At 71.9% G+C, this 17,361-nt stretch carries 14 protein-coding genes and 1 riboswitch; of the genes, 5 read left to right on the top strand and 9 right to left on the bottom strand.

Features of this window, described 5'->3' with window-relative positions; genetic code table 11:
* Positions 1-2 precede the first annotated feature (2 nt).
* The 3 genes from Aple_RS17235 to Aple_RS17245 are packed head-to-tail and all read left to right on the top strand — an operon-like array spanning position 3 to position 3,351.
* The gene (locus tag Aple_RS17235) at positions 3-920 is read left to right on the top strand and encodes an ABC transporter permease (protein ID WP_246264532.1); all 918 of its coding nucleotides are present in this window, start codon (positions 3-5) and stop codon (positions 918-920) included.
* On the top strand, positions 917-1,750 hold the full coding sequence (locus Aple_RS17240; protein WP_155345624.1) for an ABC transporter permease: 834 nt from the start codon (positions 917-919) through the stop codon (positions 1,748-1,750). The genes Aple_RS17235 and Aple_RS17240 overlap by 4 nt, the downstream gene beginning before the upstream one ends.
* On the top strand, positions 1,747-3,351 hold the full coding sequence (locus tag Aple_RS17245; protein ID WP_155345625.1) for a dipeptide ABC transporter ATP-binding protein: 1,605 nt from the start codon (positions 1,747-1,749) through the stop codon (positions 3,349-3,351). Before Aple_RS17240 ends, Aple_RS17245 begins: the two co-directional genes overlap by 4 nt.
* On the opposite strand, the gene Aple_RS17250 is transcribed toward Aple_RS17245, so the two are convergent.
* From Aple_RS17250 to Aple_RS17285, 8 genes are read right to left on the bottom strand one after another with little or no spacing between them, the layout of a single operon-like run.
* On the bottom strand, positions 3,278-4,399 hold the full coding sequence (locus tag Aple_RS17250; protein ID WP_155345626.1) for an LLM class flavin-dependent oxidoreductase: 1,122 nt from the start codon (positions 4,397-4,399) through the stop codon (positions 3,278-3,280). The two genes, Aple_RS17245 and Aple_RS17250, sit on opposite strands and share 74 nt — an antisense overlap.
* A complete protein-coding gene (locus Aple_RS17255; protein ID WP_155345627.1) occupies positions 4,396-5,451 on the bottom strand; it encodes an LLM class flavin-dependent oxidoreductase in 1,056 nt (351 codons plus the stop codon). Before Aple_RS17255 ends, Aple_RS17250 begins: the two co-directional genes overlap by 4 nt.
* Entirely contained in the window at positions 5,448-6,602 is a 1,155-nt protein-coding gene (locus Aple_RS17260; RefSeq protein ID WP_155345628.1) for an LLM class flavin-dependent oxidoreductase, read from the bottom strand. Before Aple_RS17260 ends, Aple_RS17255 begins: the two co-directional genes overlap by 4 nt.
* Positions 6,599-7,924 (bottom strand): NtaA/DmoA family FMN-dependent monooxygenase, encoded by a 1,326-nt coding sequence (locus Aple_RS17265; RefSeq protein WP_155345629.1) that lies wholly within the window; start codon positions 7,922-7,924, stop codon positions 6,599-6,601. The genes Aple_RS17260 and Aple_RS17265 overlap by 4 nt, the downstream gene beginning before the upstream one ends.
* On the bottom strand, positions 7,921-9,534 hold the full coding sequence (locus Aple_RS17270) for a dipeptide ABC transporter ATP-binding protein (protein ID WP_155345630.1): 1,614 nt from the start codon (positions 9,532-9,534) through the stop codon (positions 7,921-7,923). Before Aple_RS17270 ends, Aple_RS17265 begins: the two co-directional genes overlap by 4 nt.
* Positions 9,531-10,337 carry an ABC transporter permease gene (locus Aple_RS17275; protein ID WP_155345631.1) on the bottom strand — a complete coding sequence of 269 codons (807 nt, stop codon included), beginning with the start codon at positions 10,335-10,337 and terminating at the stop codon, positions 9,531-9,533. The genes Aple_RS17270 and Aple_RS17275 overlap by 4 nt, the downstream gene beginning before the upstream one ends.
* Positions 10,334-11,257 (bottom strand): ABC transporter permease, encoded by a 924-nt coding sequence (locus Aple_RS17280; protein WP_155345632.1) that lies wholly within the window; start codon positions 11,255-11,257, stop codon positions 10,334-10,336. The genes Aple_RS17275 and Aple_RS17280 overlap by 4 nt, the downstream gene beginning before the upstream one ends.
* On the bottom strand, positions 11,254-12,903 hold the full coding sequence (locus Aple_RS17285; protein WP_155345633.1) for an ABC transporter substrate-binding protein: 1,650 nt from the start codon (positions 12,901-12,903) through the stop codon (positions 11,254-11,256). The genes Aple_RS17280 and Aple_RS17285 overlap by 4 nt, the downstream gene beginning before the upstream one ends.
* 58 nt (positions 12,904-12,961) lie before the next feature.
* Positions 12,962-13,075: riboswitch (SAM riboswitch) on the bottom strand.
* 93 nt (positions 13,076-13,168) lie between these two features.
* Here Aple_RS17285 and Aple_RS17290 point away from each other — a divergent pair.
* Both Aple_RS17290 and lysS read left to right on the top strand, forming a co-directional pair.
* Positions 13,169-13,777, top strand: a complete 609-nt coding sequence (locus Aple_RS17290; RefSeq protein WP_155345634.1) for an acyl-CoA dehydrogenase — start codon at positions 13,169-13,171, stop codon at positions 13,775-13,777.
* A 79-nt stretch (positions 13,778-13,856) separates the two neighbouring features.
* Complete coding sequence (gene lysS / locus Aple_RS17295) at positions 13,857-15,566, top strand: lysine--tRNA ligase (RefSeq protein WP_174889843.1); 1,710 nt, start codon at positions 13,857-13,859, stop codon at positions 15,564-15,566.
* A gap of 51 nt (positions 15,567-15,617) precedes the next feature.
* Here the strand turns inward: lysS and Aple_RS17300 are convergent, their stop codons facing one another.
* On the bottom strand, positions 15,618-17,333 hold the full coding sequence (locus Aple_RS17300) for a S8 family serine peptidase (RefSeq protein WP_246264534.1): 1,716 nt from the start codon (positions 17,331-17,333) through the stop codon (positions 15,618-15,620).
* Between the last annotated feature and the right edge of the window lie 28 nt (positions 17,334-17,361).

A 17,361-nucleotide genomic window follows, 5' to 3' on the forward strand; every position in this document is an offset into this window, starting at 1 on the left:
CGGTGCGAACCCTGGCGAAACGCGTCGGCGCGGGGCTCGCGGTGCTGTACGGCGCCGCGACCCTCGCCTTCGTCTCCCTCCAGCTCATCCCCGGCGACACCGTCTCGACCCTGCTGGGTCCGGCCACCACCGCCTCGGCCGAGGTGCGCGCCCAGATCAAGGCCGAACTCGGTCTCGACCAGCCACCTTTGGCGCGCTACCTCGCCTACCTGGGCCGGGTCGTCACCGGCGACCTCGGCTCGTCCTACCAGCTCCAGCGGCCGGTCTGGCAGCTGATCGGCGACCAGCTCGGCCCAACCGTCCAGCTGGCCGCGGCCGCGATGGCGGCGGCCGTGCTGATCGCCCTGGTCTCCGCGGTGGCGACGGCGGGACGGCGCCGCCAGGTCCGGGCCGCGGCCACGGCCTGGGAGCTGGTGGCGGTCTCGCTGCCCTCCTACTGGCTGGGCATCCTGCTGCTGACCGCGTTCTCCTTCCAGCTCCCGATCTTCCCGGTGATCGGCGCCCAGGACCTCCCGGCGCTGGTGCTGCCCGCGCTCACGCTGGCGCTGCCGATCGCCGGGGTCCTCGCCCAGGTGCTGCGCGAGGGCCTGGAGGCCGCGCTGGCGCAGCCGTTCGCCGTCACGGCCCGGGCGCGGGGCCTGAGCCAGACGGCGGTACGGCTGCGCCATGCGCTCCGGCACGCCGCGTCGTCGCTGGCCACCCTCACCGGGTGGCTGGTGGGCACCCTGCTCGGCGGGGCCGTGCTGGTGGAGACGGTGTTCGGCCGGTCGGGCATCGGCGCGCTCACCCTGCAGGCGGTGGACAACAAGGACATGCCGGTGGTGATGGGCGTGGTGCTGCTGTCGGCGCTGGTGTTCGTGGTCATCTCCAACCTCGTCGATCTCCTGTACCGGGTCATCGACCCCCGGGTGCGGGCATGACGGCGCTCACCCTGACCAGAGTTCCCGGGCGGCGCTGGTCACTGCCGCTCGCCTGGGCGGTCCTGGCCCCGATCCTGGTCGCCGCCGCCGCTCCCGAGCTGCTCGCCGCCGTCTCGCCGATCGCCATCGACCCCGTGAACGCGCTGCTGCCGCCCGGCCCCGGGCACTGGTTCGGCACCGACCAGCTCGGCCGCGACCTGTTCACCCGCGTCGTGCACGGCGCCCGGCCGTCCCTGCTGCTCGGCCTCGGCGCCACCGTGCTGGCCGTCGCCGCCGGCGCGCTGCTCGGCCTGGCGGCGGCGCTCGGCGGCCGGGCGGCCGACCAGATCGTCACCCGGGTCCTGGACATCCTGCTCTCGCTGCCCCAGCTGCTGCTCGCGCTCCTGGTGATCACCGTGCTCGGCGGGGGCGTGGCCAACGTGGTGCTGGCCATCGCCGTCGCCTTTACCCCCGGGTACGCCCGAATCGTCCGCGCCGAAGCCCTGGTGGTCCGGCGGTCGGGCTACGTGGAGGCGGCCAAAGGCCTCGGGCTTGGCCGTCCGGCGCTGATCGCGCGCCACATCCTGCCCAACGCCGTCGGCCCGCTCCTGGTGCTCGCCACCGTCGGCTTCGGCACCGCGCTCATCGCCGGGTCGGGGCTGAGCTTCCTCGGCTTCGGGGTCCAGCCGCCCGACCCCGAATGGGGCGCGATGCTGGCGGAGGGCCGCGACTTCCTGGCGACCGCCTGGTGGATCGGGCTGTTCCCGGGCGCCGCGATCACCGCCACGGTGATCGCCGTCAACGTGCTCGGCCGTGCCGCGCAGCGGCGTTTCACCCGGAGGACGTCATGATCCAGGTCGACGGTCTGGAGGTGTCCTTCGGCGCCGTGCCCGCCGTGCGCGGCGTGTCGTTCCAGGTGGCGCCCGGCGAGTGCCTGGCCATCGTGGGCGAGTCCGGCTCGGGCAAGAGCGTCACCGCGCGCGCCCTGGTCGGCCTGGCGGGGGACCGGGCGTCGGTCCGGGCCAGGGCGTTCACCTTCGAGGGCGAGGATCTGACGGCGCTGACCGAGACCGGCTGGCGGGCCGTGCGCGGGCGGCGGATCGGGCTCATCCTGCAGGACGCGCTGGTCTCGCTCGACCCGCTCAGGACCGTCGGCGCCGAGGTGGCGGAAACCCTCCGCGTGCATCGGGTCGCGGACCGGGCCGAACGCCCCGGGCGGGTGCTCTCGCTGCTGTCCGAGGTGGGCGTCCCCGATCCCGGGCGGCGCGCCAGGCAGCACCCGCACGAGCTCTCCGGCGGCCTCCGGCAGCGGGCCCTGATCGCCTCCGTGCTGGCCGCGGGCCCGTCCCTGCTGGTCGCGGACGAGCCCACCACCGCGCTCGACGCCACCGTCCAGGCGCAGATCCTCGACCTGCTCGGCCGACTCAGGGATGCCGGCTCCGGGCTGCTGCTGATCAGCCACGACCTCGCCGCCGTGGCCCGCCTGGCGGACCGGATCGCGGTCATGCACGAAGGGCGGATAGTCGAGGAGGGCACGGCGGCCGAGGTTCTCGCGGAGCCCCGGCACCCGTACACGCGGGCGCTGCTGGCCGCCGTGCCGGGCGCCCGCGCGACGGCGCCGCGCGAACGAGGTCCCGTGCAGCTTTCGGTGGAGGGCGTGTTCCGGCGGTTCCGCACCCCGGACGGGCACCAGCAGGCGGTCGACGACGTGTCGTTCGAGCTCAGGGCGGGCGAGACCCTCGGCCTGGTCGGCGAGTCCGGGTCCGGCAAGACCACCGTGGCCAGGATCGCGCTCGGCCTGCTGGAACCGGACGAGGGCCGGGTCCTGCTGGGCGGCCGGTCGTGGAGCGGCGTCCGGGAACGGGACCGCCGGGCCGGGCGGCGCCGGATCCAGGCCGTCTACCAGGACCCGCTCGGCTCCTTCGACCCCCGCCATCCGGTCGGCCGCATCCTCGGCCAGGCGGTGGCCCTGACCGGCCTGCCGCGCCGCGAGCGCCCGGCCCGGGTGGCCGAACTCCTGGACCAGGTCGGCCTGCCCGCCACCCTGCTGGGACGGCGTCCGCTGGAGATGTCGGGCGGCCAGCGCCAGCGCGTCGCCATCGCCCGCGCCCTCGCCGCCAGGCCGGACGTGATCGTCTGCGACGAGCCGGTGTCCGCCCTCGACGTCTCCATCCAGGCCCAGATCCTCGACCTGCTGGCCGCGCTCCAACGGGACCTGGGCGTGGCCATGCTGTTCATCTCCCACGATCTCGGCGTCATCCGTCACGTCAGCGACCGGATCGCGGTCATGAAGGACGGCCGGATCGTGGAGAGCGGCGACGCCGCCGAGGTGTTCGGGTCGCCCGCTCATCCGTACACGAAGGAGCTGCTCGCCGCCGTCAGCTGGGACCGTCTCCCCAGGCGGCGGCCAGCAGCTCGTGCGAGCGGACCCGGTCGCCATGGTCATGAGTGATCGTGGTGACCAGCAGCTCGTCGGCGCCGGTCGCCTCGCGCAGCACCCGCAGCCGCTCGACCACGGTGTCGGGCGAGCCGACGAACTGGGTGTCCAGCCGGTCGGCCACCAGCGCCCGGTCCTCCTCGCTCCACTCGAAGGCCGCCGCCTCCTCCGGCGACGGGAACGCCATCGCCCCCGCGCCGGTGCGGATGCTGCGCACCCACAGCCCGTACGGCTCCGCGATCCGCCGCGCCTCCGCGTCGCTCTCGGCCACCACCACGTCGGCGGAGACCATGACATGCGGCGCGGCCAGCACCTCCGAGGGTTTGAACGCGTCCCGGTAGGCCTCCACCGCCTCCAGCACGCTGGCCGGGCTGACGTGGTAGTTGGCCGCGAACGGCAGCCCACGCTCCCCGGCCACCTGGGCGCTCTGCCCGGCGCTGCTGCCGAGAATCCACAACTCCAGATCGGCCCCCTCCCCGGGCTGGGCGTGCGCCTCGAACCCCTCCTCCGACCGGTACGTCCCGTCGATGAACGCCTGGATGTCGGCGACCTGGTCGGCGAAGTCCGGCGACTCCGCGCCGGGCTGCTGCAGCAGCGACGCCCACAGCCGGATGATCGGCGACTTGGCGATCGACGCGAACGAGAACGGCGGCGGGATGAGCAGCCCGTTCACGATCCGCGACTCGGTGGTTGGCGGGGGAGGCGGCGCCGCGCTCATCTCCTTGGCCCGCTGGCCGGACCGCCCGAGCCCGAGGTCGATGCGCCCCGGGTGCAGGGCGTCCAGGGTGCCGAACTGCTCGACCACGGCGAGCGCCGTCTGGTGGCCGAGCTGCACCGCCCCGGAACCCACCCGGATCCGCTCGGTGGCGGCGGCGACCAGGCCGATCAGCACGGCCGGGGCCGAGCTGGCCACCCCGGGGGTGAGATGGTGCTCGGCCAGCCAGTAGCGGTGGTAGCCCGCCGCCTCCGCCCGCCGGGCCAGGTCGATGGTGTTCCTGAGCGACTGCCTGGCGCTCCCGCCGGAGACGATGGGGGCCAGGTCGAGAATGGACAGCTTGGTCATGCGAGCCCTCCGGGGGTCAAAGGCCTGCTGGGGATTTCCTTGCGGAGCACGGGGGCGATCTCGCCCTGGAACAGTTCGAGCGAGTCCCGGTGCTGGGCGTCGGTCAGCCCGTCGGCCTCGGCGGACAGGTGCATGACCTCGTGGCCGAGCCGCTGGTGGTACCAGAGAACCTTGTCGATGATCTGCTGCGGGCTGCCGATCAGGATGGAACTGCGCTCGATGGCGTCCTCCAGGCTGGTGAAGACCGGGTCGAGGCCGCGCGCGGCGAAGAACTTCAGCCGCGCGTTGAAGATCGGCCGGTAGGTCTCGATCGCGTCCTGGGACTTGGGGGTGCTGTAGTAACCGGCGCTGCCGGCCCCGACCAGCACATCCGCCGGGTCGTGGCCGTAGTGCTCCCACCGTTCCCGGTAGTACCTGACCAGCTCGGCGTACGGTTCGACCGGATTGGTGACGTTGGCGGAGAACAGCGGGTCGCCGTAGTAGGCGGCCAGGTCGACCGACTCCTTGCTGGTCGCGCTGCCGTGCCAGACCCTGATCGGCCGCTGGTACGGCCGGGGCAGCGCCTCGGCGTTCTCCAGCGACGGCCGGAACCGCCCGGACCAGGTCACCTTGTCCTCACGCCAGAGCCGCCGGAACAGCTCATAGCTCTCCCGGTTGCGGTCCCACTGATCCTGCTCGGTCACGTGGAACAGCTCCGCCTGGGCGGTCCCGTTGCCCTTGCCGATCATCAGGTCGAGCCGCCCGCGGGACAGATGGTCGAGCGTCGAGTAGTCCTCGAAGGCCCGCACCGGGTCCAGCAGGCTGAGCGTGGTCACGGCCGTGAACAGCCGGATCCTGGACGTGCGCGCGGCGATGTGGCCGAGCACCACCGGCGGCGAGGACGACAGGAACGGCCGCTCGTGCCGCTCCCCGAAGCCGAACCCGTCGAAGCCCAGCTCCTCGGCCCGCACCGCGCTCGCGACCACCTCGCGGAACCGCTGGTTCGTGGATTTCAGCTCGCCGGTGATCGGATGCGGCGTGTGGAAGGCGAGCGTCATCGCGAGGAACTTCACGACGCCCTCGCATACCGGCTGACCGGCCGCGCCAGGCCCAGCCGCCCGCGCAGATCCGCCGTCTCGTACGCCTTCCGGAACAAGCCCCTGGCCTGGAGTTCCGGCACCAGCCCCTGGGTGATCGCGGCCAGGTCGCCGGGGAGCACCCCGGGACGCAGGCGATACCCGTCCAGGCCCGCGTCCCGCCAGCCCGCCAGCAGGTCGGCGAGCCCTTCCGGCGTGCCCTCGAAGATGTGCGCGTCCGAGACCAGCGCCGCGCCGTCAAGGTCGTCCAGACGGGCCTTGTCACCCCCCAGGAACACCACCAGGTCGGCGAAGACCTTCAGCTCGGGCCCGGTCCGGCCGACAGCCGCCTCCGCCTCCCTGACCTGCCCGACGATCCGCCGCGCGTCGTCCTTGTCCTGCGGCGTCACATAGACGACATCGCTGCCGCGCGCCGCGAACTCGTACGGCACGACGTCATGCCCGAGCGAGGTCACCAGCGGCTGCCCCTGCGGCGACCGGGGCGTGATCGACGGGCCCTTCACGTCGAACCACTCGCCCTGGAAGTCGATGTAGTGCAGCCGGTCCCGGTCGACGAACCGGCCGGTCGCCGCGTCGCGGATTATGGCGTCGTCCTCCCAGCTGTCCCAGAGCCGCCGCACCACCTCCACCGCGTCGGCCGCCTCCCCGAACAGTCGCCGGATCCGCGCCACGTCGGCCACGTCCAGCGGCGGGAACTCGCGCCGCCCGAAGTGCGCGGCCTCGTCCGGCCGGGCCGACAGCCGCGGCCGCCAGCCCGCCCGGCCCCGGCTGGCGTGGTCCAGCGAGGCGATGCCGATGGCCACGTGGAACGGCTCGGTGTGGGTGACGATGGTGGTCGGGATCAGCCCGATCCTGGACGTCAGCGGCGCCAGCGCGGCGGCCAGCAGGACCGCGTCCAGCCGCCCGCGCACCTGGTCGAGCCGGTCGTCGGGGGCGTCGAACCGGGACGACTGGAGGCCGAGCGAGTCCTCGAAGGTGACCCAGTCGAGCAGGCCGCGCTCGGCCTCCACGACCAGCTCGGCCCAGTATCCGGCGGTGAACAGCCGGTCAGGGCGGGCGCCCTCGGCGCGCCAGGCGGCGGGGTGCCACCCGGCTCCGTCCAGGGCTACGGCGAGGTGCAACGTCATGACAGCTCCTTCGTGAGGCCGAGGTGGTCGCGCAGGGTGGGGCCGGTGTAGTCGGCGCGGAAGACGCCCTTCTCCTGCAGCAGCGGGACGACCTGGTCGACCAGGTCGTCCAGGCCGCCCGGGGTCAGGTGCGGGACGAAGATGAAGCCGTCGGCGGCGTCGGTCTGCACGAACGTGTTGATCTCCTCGGCCACCGAGGCCGCCGTGCCGACGAAGGTCTGCGGGGCGGCCGTCTCGATGACCAGCTCCCGGATGGACAGGTTCTTCTCCTCGGCCAGCGCCCGCCACTTGGCCGCCACCGCGCCCCGGTCGCCGCGGAACTGCGCCCTGCCCTCGGACACGCCCGGCCCGAGGTCCGGTTCCAGGTCGGGCAGCGGCCCGTCCGGGTCGTACGCGGACAGGTCGCGCCCCCACACCCCCTCCAGGAAGGAGATCGCGGTCTGCGGGCTGACCTGGGCCCTGCGGATCTCGGCGGCGCGTTCGGCGGCGTCCTCCTGGGTGTCGCCCAGGACGTAGGTGACGGCGGGGAGGATCTTCAGATCGCCGGGCCGCCGGCCGTACCGGGGGAGGCGGCTCTTGACGTCGCGGTAGAAGGCGCGGCCTTCCTCCAGCTTGCTGTGGCGGCTGAAGATGACGTCGGCGGAGGAGGCGGCGAAGTCGCGGCCCTCGTCCGAGTCCCCCGCCTGGATGATCACCGGGTGGCCCTGCGGCGGGCGGGGCACGTTGAACTGGCCGGTGATGGTGAAATGCCGGCCGTCGTGGTGGAAGGTGCTGATGCCTCCCGGGCGGATGAACTGCCCGTCCGCCGCGGTGACCGCGTCGGGCGCCCAGGAGTCCCACAGTTCCCTGGCGGTCTGAAGGAACTCGGCGGCCCGGGTGTACCGGTCGGTCTCCGCCAGGTAGCCGCCGCGCCGGAAGTTCTCGCCGGTGAAGGCGTCCCAGCTGGTCACGACGTTCCAGGCGGCCCTGCCGCCGCTCAGGTGGTCGAGCGAGGCCAGCCTGCGGGCCACCTCGTACGGCTCGTTGAAGGTCGAGTTGACCGTGGCCGCAAGACCGAGACGGGTGGTGACGGCGGACAGGGCCGCCAGCACGGTCAGCGACTCGGGGCGGCCCACCACGTCCAGGTCGTGGATGCGGCCCTTCATCTCGCGCAGCCGCAGCCCTTCGGCCAGGAAGAAGAAGTCGAACTTCCCGCGCTCGGCGGTCTGGGCGAGATGCCGGAAGGAGTCGAAGTCGATCTGGCTGCCCGAGCGCGGATCGGACCAGACGGTGGTGTTGTTGACGCCGGGAAAATGGGCGGCGAGATGGATCTGCTTGGTCATGAAGCCCTCCTGACCAGAGGTGCGGTGGTGTCGAGCCGGGGAACGGCGGCCAGTAGTTCGCGGGTGTAGTCGGCGGCGGGCGCGGTGAGGACCTGGCGGACGTCGCCGGACTCGACCACCCGCCCGTCCTTCATCACCAGCACCCGATCGCTGACGTGGTGCACGACGCCGAGATGGTGGGAGATGAACAGGTAGGCGACGCCCAGCTCGGCCTGCAGGTCGGTGAGCAGGTCCAGCACCTGGGCCTGGATGGACACGTCCAGGGCCGACACCGGCTCGTCGCAGACGATCACGCGCGGGCGCGGGGCCAGCGCGCGGGCGATCGCCACCCGCTGCCGCTGCCCGCCGGACAGCCGTAACGGCCGCCGCTCCAGCACGCTCGCGTCAAGACCGACCTGTTCGAGCAGCTCCACCGCGCGGTCGCGGCGGGTGGCCCGGGGTTCGCCGCCGACGTCGAGGGCCTCGTCCAGGATGCGGCGCACGCTGAACCGGGGGTCGAAGGAGCTGAGCGGATCCTGGTAGACGACCTGGATGTGCCGCCGCAGCTCCCGCTTCCGCCGGGCGGTGAGCCCCGCCCACGGCTGCCCGTCGATCTCGACGGACCCCCGGTCGGGGGCGAGCAGGCCGAGCACCAGCCGGGCGGTCGTGGTCTTGCCCGAGCCGGACTCGCCGACGATGCCCAGCGTCTCCCCGGCGCGCAGCTCGAACGAGACGCCGTCCACGGCGACCCGGCCCTTGAAGGACTTGGCCAGGTCGCGCGCCTCGATCACCACCTCGCCCGGGGGCACACGCCGTACCTCGGGAGCGGTGGTGGCCGACAGGCGGGCGCCCTTGGACTCCTCGGTCGGGATCGCCGCCAGCAGGCCCCGCGTGTACGGATGCTCCGGCTCGCGCAGCACCCGTCCGGCGGGGCCGCTCTCCACCACCACGCCGTCCTTCATGACCAGGATGCGGTCGGCCAGCTCGGCCACCACCGCCAGGTCGTGACTGATCAGCAGCAGCGCGGTGCCGCCGCGCCGCCGCTCGGCCAGCAGCCGCAGGATCTGCGCCTGCACGGTGACGTCCAGCGCGGTGGTCGGCTCGTCGGCGATCAGCAGCCGGGGGTGGCAGGCGATCGCCGAGGCGATCAGCGCCCGCTGGCGGAGCCCGCCGGACAGCTCGTGCGGGTACTGCCGGGCCCGTCGCTCCGGCTCGGGCACGCCGACCTCGTCGAGCAGCTCCAGGACGCGCCCGGGGATGGCCGCGCGGGGGACCGCGCGGTGCAGGCGGAGCGTCTCGGCGATCTCCTTGCCGACCGGGCGGAGCGAGTCGAGCGAGACCAGCGCGTCCTGGAGCACGAACCCGATGCGCCGCCCGCGGATCGACCGCCACTGCCGCTCGGAGAAGCCCGAGGCGTCCACGCCCTCCACCCGCAGCGCGCCGGCCCTGACCCGGGCCTCCTCGCCGGCCAGGCCGAGCAGGGTGCGGGCGGTGACGCTCTTGCCCGACCCGGACTCGCCCACGATCGCCACGCACTCCCCGGGGTGCACCGCGAACGACACCCCCCGCACCGCCTCCAGCGCGCCGAACGAAACATGCAGATCGGCGACCTCGACGACCGGTTCGGTCATGACGTTCTCCCTTCGACCAGCCGTTGCAGGTGCCGCCCGACCACCGTGATGGACAGCACGGTCAGGGTGATCGCCACGCCAGGGAAGATGGCGATCCACCACGCGACGGAGAAGTAATCCCGGCCGCCGGAGAGCATCGCGCCCCACTCCGGCGCGGGCGGCTGCGGGCCGAGACCCAGGTAGCTGAGCGAGGCGGCGGCCACCAGCGCCGTACCGACCTCGATGGTGGCCAGCACCAGCAGCGGCGCGAACGCGTTCGGCAGCACATGGCGCAGGATGATCCGGCCCTGGCTCAGGCCGAGCGAGGTGGCCGCCTCCACGAAACCGGCCCTGCGGATCACCATCGTCTGGGCCCGGACCAGGCGGGCGTAGCTGGGCGCGGTGTACAGGGCGATGGCGAGGATCACGTTGACCGTGCCCGGGCCGGTGATGGTGATCACCAGCAGGGCGAGCAGCAGCGTCGGCAGCGCCAGCACCACCTCCACCAGGCGCATCACGATCTCGTCCAGCGCCCGGCCGCCGAGCGCCGCCAGCAGGCCCAGCGCCGTGCCGACCGCCACCGCCAGCGCGGTCGCGCCCAGCCCGGCCAGCAGCGACGGCGCGGCCCCGTAGACGATGCGGGTGAACACGTCGCGGCCGTTGGCGTCCGTGCCGAACAGGTGGTCGGCGCTCGGGCCCTCCAGCGCGGCCAGCGCGTCCGCCTGGTCCGGGGTGCCGTCCACCAGCAGGGCCGGAGCGAGCGCGGCCAGCGTGATCAGGGCCAGCGTCACCGACGCCGCGCCCACCCCCACGCGGGCCTTCACGCGGCGCTCCGCAGCCGCGGGTCGATCACCAGGTAGAGCAGGTCGATCAAGATGTTGACCACCACGTACAGCACGGCCGTGACCAGCACCACGCCCATCACCACCGGCAGGTCCTTGCCGGTCACGGCGGTCAGGGTGAGCTGGCCGAGGCCCTGCCGGGAGAAGATCTGCTCGACCGCCACCATGCTGCCCACCAGCAGGCCGATCACCCAGCCGAGCAGCGTCACCGCCGGGACCAGGGCGTGCCGGAGCGCGTGGCGGAGCCGTACTCCCAGATCGGACATGCCGCGCGAGCGCGCGGTCAGCACGAACGGCTCCTCCAGGGTGAGCTCCAGGCTCTCCCGCATCATCTGGGTGAGCATCGTGGTGATCGGGATGGCCACCGCGATGACCGGGAGCACCAGGCTGGCGCCGCTGTCGTCGCCGACCGCGGGGAACCAGCCGAGCTGGAAGGAGAAGACGGTCAGCAGCAGGATCGCCGCCCAGAAGGTCGGGATCGAGACGCCGATCAGCTCCAGGCCCGAGGACAGGCCCCGGATCCAGCGTTTCCTGCGGGCGGTGAGCAGCGCCAGCGTCGTGGCCGCCGTCACCGCCACCAGCAGGGCGGCCCCGGCCAGCTGGATCGAGGGCCCCAGCTGGGTGCCGATCGCCGTCGCCACCGACTCGTGCAGCTGGTAGGACTGCCCGAGGTCCCCGCGCAGCACCCGGCCCAGATAGGTCGCGTACTGGACGGACAGCGGGGCGTCGAGCCCGTAGTCGGCGATGATCTGCGCCCGCACCTCGGGCGTCACGATCGAGCTGCCGATCAGGACGTCCACCACGTTGCCCGGCGTGAGGTGCAGGGCGGTGAAGGAGACCGTCACCGCCCCCCAGAGCACCAGCACCGAGGTGCCGATCCTGGTCAGGATCCTCCGGATCATGCCTTGGACACCCAGGCGTCGTAGAAGGTCGGGTACGCCTGCGGCTCCCAGCCGATGTCCCGGACGTTCTTCGACACGCCCAGCAGGTAGTTGAAGACGTACACGGGGAAGACCGCCGCGTCGGCGTTCACCTTCTGCTGGACCTTGGCGTACAGGGCGGCCCGCTCGGCCAGGTCCGTGGTGGCCAGCGAGTCGCTCAGCCAGCCGTCCACCTCGGCGTCGTCGTAGCGGGCCAGGTTCTGCCCGAAGAACGTGCCGCTCGGGATGTTGGAGATGGCGAACAGGTTGCGCAGCGTGTCCCCGTCCGCGCGCTGCCAGCTGAAGTCGACCAGGTCGTAGTCACCGGCGATGGCCTTGGGCGCGAAGTCCGTCGCCGTCACGTCGGTGAAGACCACCTCGAAGCCGATCTTCTTCGCCTCGGCCTGGATCTGCTCGGCGAGCGTGCCGCGCTGCTCCCGGGCGAACGACTTCAGGAACGGCCAGCGCACGGTCAGCCGCGCGCCGTCCTTGGTGCGGTACCCCTCGGCGTCCTTGCCCGTCCAGCCCGCCTCGTCCAGCAGCTTCGCCGCGCCCTCCGGGTTGTAACGCCACTGGGACTCGGTCGCCGCGTCGTAGCCCTGGGTGGCCGGGGAGACCGGGCTGAACGCCGCGTCGAAGGTGCCGAAATAGAGCTTGCCGACGATGGTCGCGAAGTCGATGCCGTCCCGGAACGCCTGCCGGACCTTCTGGTCGGCGAAAACCCCCGAGGCGGTGTTCGGGTAGTAGTTGTAGTTGCCGCCCGGCGCCTGCTTGCGCACGATGGCCAGCTTGGGATCGGCCTCCACCTGCTTGACGTTGACCGGCGGCACGCTGGCGATCGCGTCGATCTGCCCGCTGGTGAGCGCGCCCAGCCGGACCGCGTCCTCGGTGAGCACCTTGATCTCCAGCTTCTCCAGGTACGCGGGACCGGCGTGCTTGGCGCCCTCCGGAGCCCAGTCGTAGTCCGGGTTGCGGTGATAGGTGATGCCCTGGTGAGGCACGAAGGCGTCGATGACGAACGGCCCGGTCCCCACCACCTTCTTGGCCAGCGCCTCCGGCCCCTCGGCCAGCGCCTTCGGCGACTGGATCCCGAAGTACGCGGTGGCCAGCGCCGCCAGGAACGGCGAGTACGGCTTGCTGAACGACACCTCCACGGTCCGCGCGTCGATCACCTTGGTGCCCTCGTACGGCCCGAAGGCGGCGGCGGCCAGCTGCGACTTGGTCTTCGGATCGACGATGTGGTCCAGGTTGGCCTTGACCGCCGCCGCGTCGAAGACGCCGCCGTCGCTGAACTTCACCCCCTCGCGCAGCGTGAAGGTGTAGGTCTTCCCGTCCTCGGAGATCTCCCACGAGGTGGCCAGCCACGGATGGATGCCGCCCTTGTCGTCGAGCGCCACCAGCGAGTCGAGCACGGGACGGGTGAACAGGCCGGTCACGTCCTGCGGGCTGGCGTGCGGATCCAGGTTGATCGGCTCGGTGTTGACGCCGAAGACGAGCGTTCCGCCACTGGCGGGCGCGCCCGCCGGGGCCTGGGCCGCCGGGGTGGCCGGGCTGGCCGAGGTTCCACAGGCGGTGAGAGCTAGCAGTGCTGTCAGCACCGGGATGGCGAGGCGGCGGTTGAGCGACAAGGAGATCACCTTCTCCGGGAGGCACGCCGGAGCGGGCCTCCACGACCATGAGCCCGGAGGCCCGCGCTTTGCGGCGAAGCGGTCGCTCGCCGCCAGGTTTCCCCGGGGCACCCCATGCGAGCGCGGGGGTTGCCGGCCGACCAGCCGGGGCTTGGCGTCGGCTCTCATTACCTACTTAGACTGTAGGAAATAAGGGTTTTGCCGTCAACAGGCTTTTTATGGCATTGCCTACCTGATATACATGAAATTCCTCAGGAGGTGGACCATGGCCCTGTCCCTTCGCCGCGCTGTTCCCGTGCTCGCTGACGGCTTCGAGGCCCTCGCCGTGGCCCGCGCCCTCACGCTGAACGACGCCGCGCTCCAGGCCAGCGGCCTGCTCGCGATCAGAGTCCCGCGCTCATCCGGCGGGGCCGACGTGAGCGTACGCATCCTGACAAAGGTCCTGCTCACCCTCGCGACAGCCGACCCCGCCCTGGCCCAGCGCTACCGCGCCCACACCCTCACCGTCGAATCCCTCCGCGCGTGCGGCGGCCCCTTCGAGGACGTCCTGGCCGGACGATGGCCCGCCGATCACCCACCCACGCGGCCGGGCCCCCTCGCCCCGCTTCTCAATGCCGCGATCGACTTGGGCATCGCCAAACGCATGCTGACCGAGGCCACTCGAACCTGGTCCGAACATGTCCCCTGGCTTCCCGCACCCGTCCCCGAACGGCTCAGCGAGCTCACCGCCGACCTTCGCATCGCCGAAGCCCTCCTCGACACGGCCGCCGCCACCATCGATCTCGGCCGGCCGGCTGCGGCGATCTCCACGGCGATATCCCGGGCCCACGCCTCCATAACGAACACCACGATCAAGTTAGGGCTGCCGTCCTGATCATGGCCAGGGGGTGGTGGGCGGTCCCGGTAGGCTTGGCCGTACATCATGGGACGGTTCCTGGAAGGACTATTCGATCGTGGCTGAGCGTAACGAGGTCGACTGGGTTTCTCGCTTCGCGGACGAGGTCATCGCGGAAGCGGAGCGCCGGGGGTCCGGCAAACCCATCGTCTGCGCCTCCGGTCTCAGCCCGTCGGGTCCGATCCACCTGGGCAACCTGCGCGAGGTGATGACGCCGCACCTGGTGGCCGACGAGATCCGCCGCCGGGGCTACGACTGCGTGCACCTGCTGTCCTGGGATGACTACGACCGGTTCCGCAAGGTTCCCGCCGGTGTCGACCCGTCCTGGGCTGAGCACATCGGCAAGCCGCTGACCACGGTTCCGGCGCCGACCGGCAGTCCGTACGCGACCTGGGCCGAGCACTTCAAGGCCCCGATGGTGGCGGCGATGAAGGAACTCGGCATCGAGGTGCACGGCATCAGCCAGACCGAGCGCTACACCTCCGGCGCCTACCGGGACCAGATCCTGCTGGCGATGCGGGAGCGCGGGCGCATCGACGCCGTCCTGGGGCGGTATCGCACGAAGGCCAAGCCGGGCGCGGTAGCGCGGCAGGGGGCCGACGAGGAGGCGGCGCTGGCCGCGGCCGAGGGCTCCGGCGCGGCCACGGAGGACGACGGCGCCACCGCGGCGGGATATTTCCCCTATAAGCCGTACTGCTCGTTCTGCGACAAAGACACCACCACGGTGACGTCGTACGACGACGAGACCACCGAGCTGTCCTACGTCTGCGCCGAGGGGCACGCCGAGACCGTGCGGCTGTCGGAGCACAACCGGGGCAAGCTGGTGTGGAAGGTCGACTGGCCGATGCGCTGGGCCTATGAGGGCGTGGTCTTCGAGCCGTCCGGCGTGGACCACAGCTCGCCCGGCTCCTCGTTCGTGGTCGGCGGCCAGCTCGTCCGCGAGGTGTTCGGCCAGGACCCGCCCATCGGCCCGATGTACGCGTTCGTCGGCATCAGCGGCATGGCCAAGATGAGCAGCTCCCGGGGCGCGGTGCCGACCCCGGCCGACGCGCTGGAGATCATGGAGGCGCCGGTCCTGCGCTGGCTCTACGCGCGCCGCCGCCCCAACCAGTCCTTCAAGATCGCCTTCGACCAGGAGATCTACCGGCTCTACGACGAGTGGGACACCCTCGGCCGCAAGATCGGGGACGGCTCGGCGCCCCCCGCCGACGTGGCCGCCTTCGGCCGCGCCTCCCGCACGGCCACCGGCGAGCTGCCGGTTACGCCCCGGCCGGTGCCGTACCGGACGCTCGCCTCGATCGTCGACGTGACCACCGGCCACGAGGAGCAGATTCTGCGCATCCTGCGCGACCTCGACCCCGCCGACCCGGTCTCCGCGCTGGCGGAGGTCCGGCCGCGGCTGGACCGCGCGCAGGCGTGGGTGGAGACGAAGATGGACGCCGACCAGCGCACCCAGGTGCGCGAGGAGCCCGACACCGCCCTGCTGGCCGGGCTCGGCGACACCGAGCGGAACATGCTGCGCCTGCTGCTGGAGGGCCTGGACGCGCACTGGTCCCTGGAGGGTCTCACCGAGCTGGTGTACGGCGTGCCCAAGCTCCAGCAGGGACTCACCCTGGACGCGTCCCCCACGCCGGAGATCAAGGTGGCCCAGCGGACGTTCTTCGCGCTCCTCTACCACCTGCTGGTCGGCCGCGACACCGGCCCTCGGCTGCCGACGCTGCTCCTGGCCGTGGGCGCCGCCCGCATCCGCAAGCTGCTCAGCGCCTGAGCGTACGAAAGAGGCCCGCCCCCCTGGCTGGGGAGCGGGCCTCTTTCGGGTTCAGTGGCCTACGGCGCGCAGGGCGTTGACGATGCCCTGACCGTAGAAGCCGTTGTTGCTCTTCCCGCCCTCACAGGTGTGCGTCGCGGTCACGGTGGCGCCGCTCGGCAGGTGACGGGTGTAGGTGTAGCTGCCGCCGGCCGGGCACCGGGTGTCGGTGGCGGTGGCCTTGAGCACGCGTTCCACGTCGTCCGGGTCCATGCCGAAGCCGCCCCGGCCGTTGCGGCCGTACTTGCTGACGATCAGCGCCGCCACGCCGACCGCGCGGGGCGAGGCCATCGAGGTGCCCTGCAGGTACTGGTAGTACGCGCAGACGCTGCCCCGGCAGTCCTTCACCACATACTCGACCGTCGGGTCGCCGTTCTCGTCGATCTCCCCGTTGGCGCGGGCCAGCGATTCCGGATACGCCGAGAGTGTCGCCTTGGTGATGTCCCGGGTGTTGCCCGGCGTGTCGTAGACGTCGCCGCCGGGCGCGGCCACGGCCACGTACCCGTTGCCGTAGTCGGAGTAGTACGACTTGCGGGTGCTGATGCCGGTGGAGGAGACCGGCACCACGTGGTCGCCCTCGCTCGGCATCGAGATGCAGCTCGGCGGGATCGTCCGGCTGCGCGGCGCCTCGCCAGGCGTGCTGGCGAAGTCCGGCGAGGAGGCGTCGGTCAGCGTCTTGGTGTAGTCGGTGGCGCCGTTCCCGGCCGCCGCGATCAGGGTCACGCCCTTGCGGTGCGCGTAGTTGAGCGCCCGCTGGGTGGCCTTGATGATGGTGGCCTGCTCCAGCTGGTCCTCCGCCGAGTCCGCCGCGTTGTCGACGCAGTTGAACAGCCACGGGTCGATGTAGTAGCTCATGTTGACCACATCGATGCCGATGTCACCGGCGTAGGTGAGCGCGTCCACCGAGGGCTGCAGGAAGAAGTAGCCCGAGTCCTGGCCGGCCCGGATGTTGACGATCGTGACGTTGGGGGCCACGCCCGCCACGCCCAGCTTGTTCAACGGCGAGGCGATCGAGGAGGCGACGTGGGTGCCGTGCCCGTCCTCGTCCACGTTGGCCGGGTCGTTGCAGGAGGCGTCGGGCTCCTCGGCGCACGGCCCGTCGATCCGGTCACCGTTGGCGTCGGTGGGGATGTCGACGGTGAAGTTGCGGCTGAGGGCGTTGCTGAAGTTGGGGGCGATGTCAGGGTGGGTGCCGTCGACGCCGGTGTCGAGAATGCCGACGAGCACGCGCTTGTCGCCCTTCTCGTACTTGTGCGCCTCGTTGGCCTTCATCTGGTCGAGGTCCCACTGCAGGTCGTCCAGCGGCTCGGCGGACGGCTTGTGGTTCCACTTGGGGAACTTGCCGTGGCCCCGGCCTTCCTTCTCGACGGCCTTGGCCTCGATGGCCTTGCGGACGTCGGCCTTGACTCGGGCGCTTTCCGGGGCCGCGCCGATGACCCGGTTACCGGCGACCCCGTCGATGGCCGGGTTGCTCTTGATCGCGTCGACGAAGCCGGCGTTGGTGGTGCTGACCGTGGCCAGCCCGACCGCGGTGTTGACCTTCACGATGGTGCCGCCGGCCGCCTGGATCGCCTTTTGGGCATCGGCCGCGCTGGCTCCCTCCTTGTAAAGGACCACATACTCCTTGCTGGTCGCGGGCTCGGCCGACGAGGGTGCCGCCTGAGCCGGCGCCGTCAGAGCCGCCGCGCCTAACGCGACGACGGCGGTGAGGGCGAGAAGACGTTTCAACTGCCACCTCCCTGTGGGCAGGAGAACA

The sequence above is a fragment of the Acrocarpospora pleiomorpha genome (assembly GCF_009687885.1).
In the GTDB taxonomy this organism is placed as follows: Bacteria; Actinomycetota; Actinomycetes; order Streptosporangiales; family Streptosporangiaceae; genus Acrocarpospora; species Acrocarpospora pleiomorpha.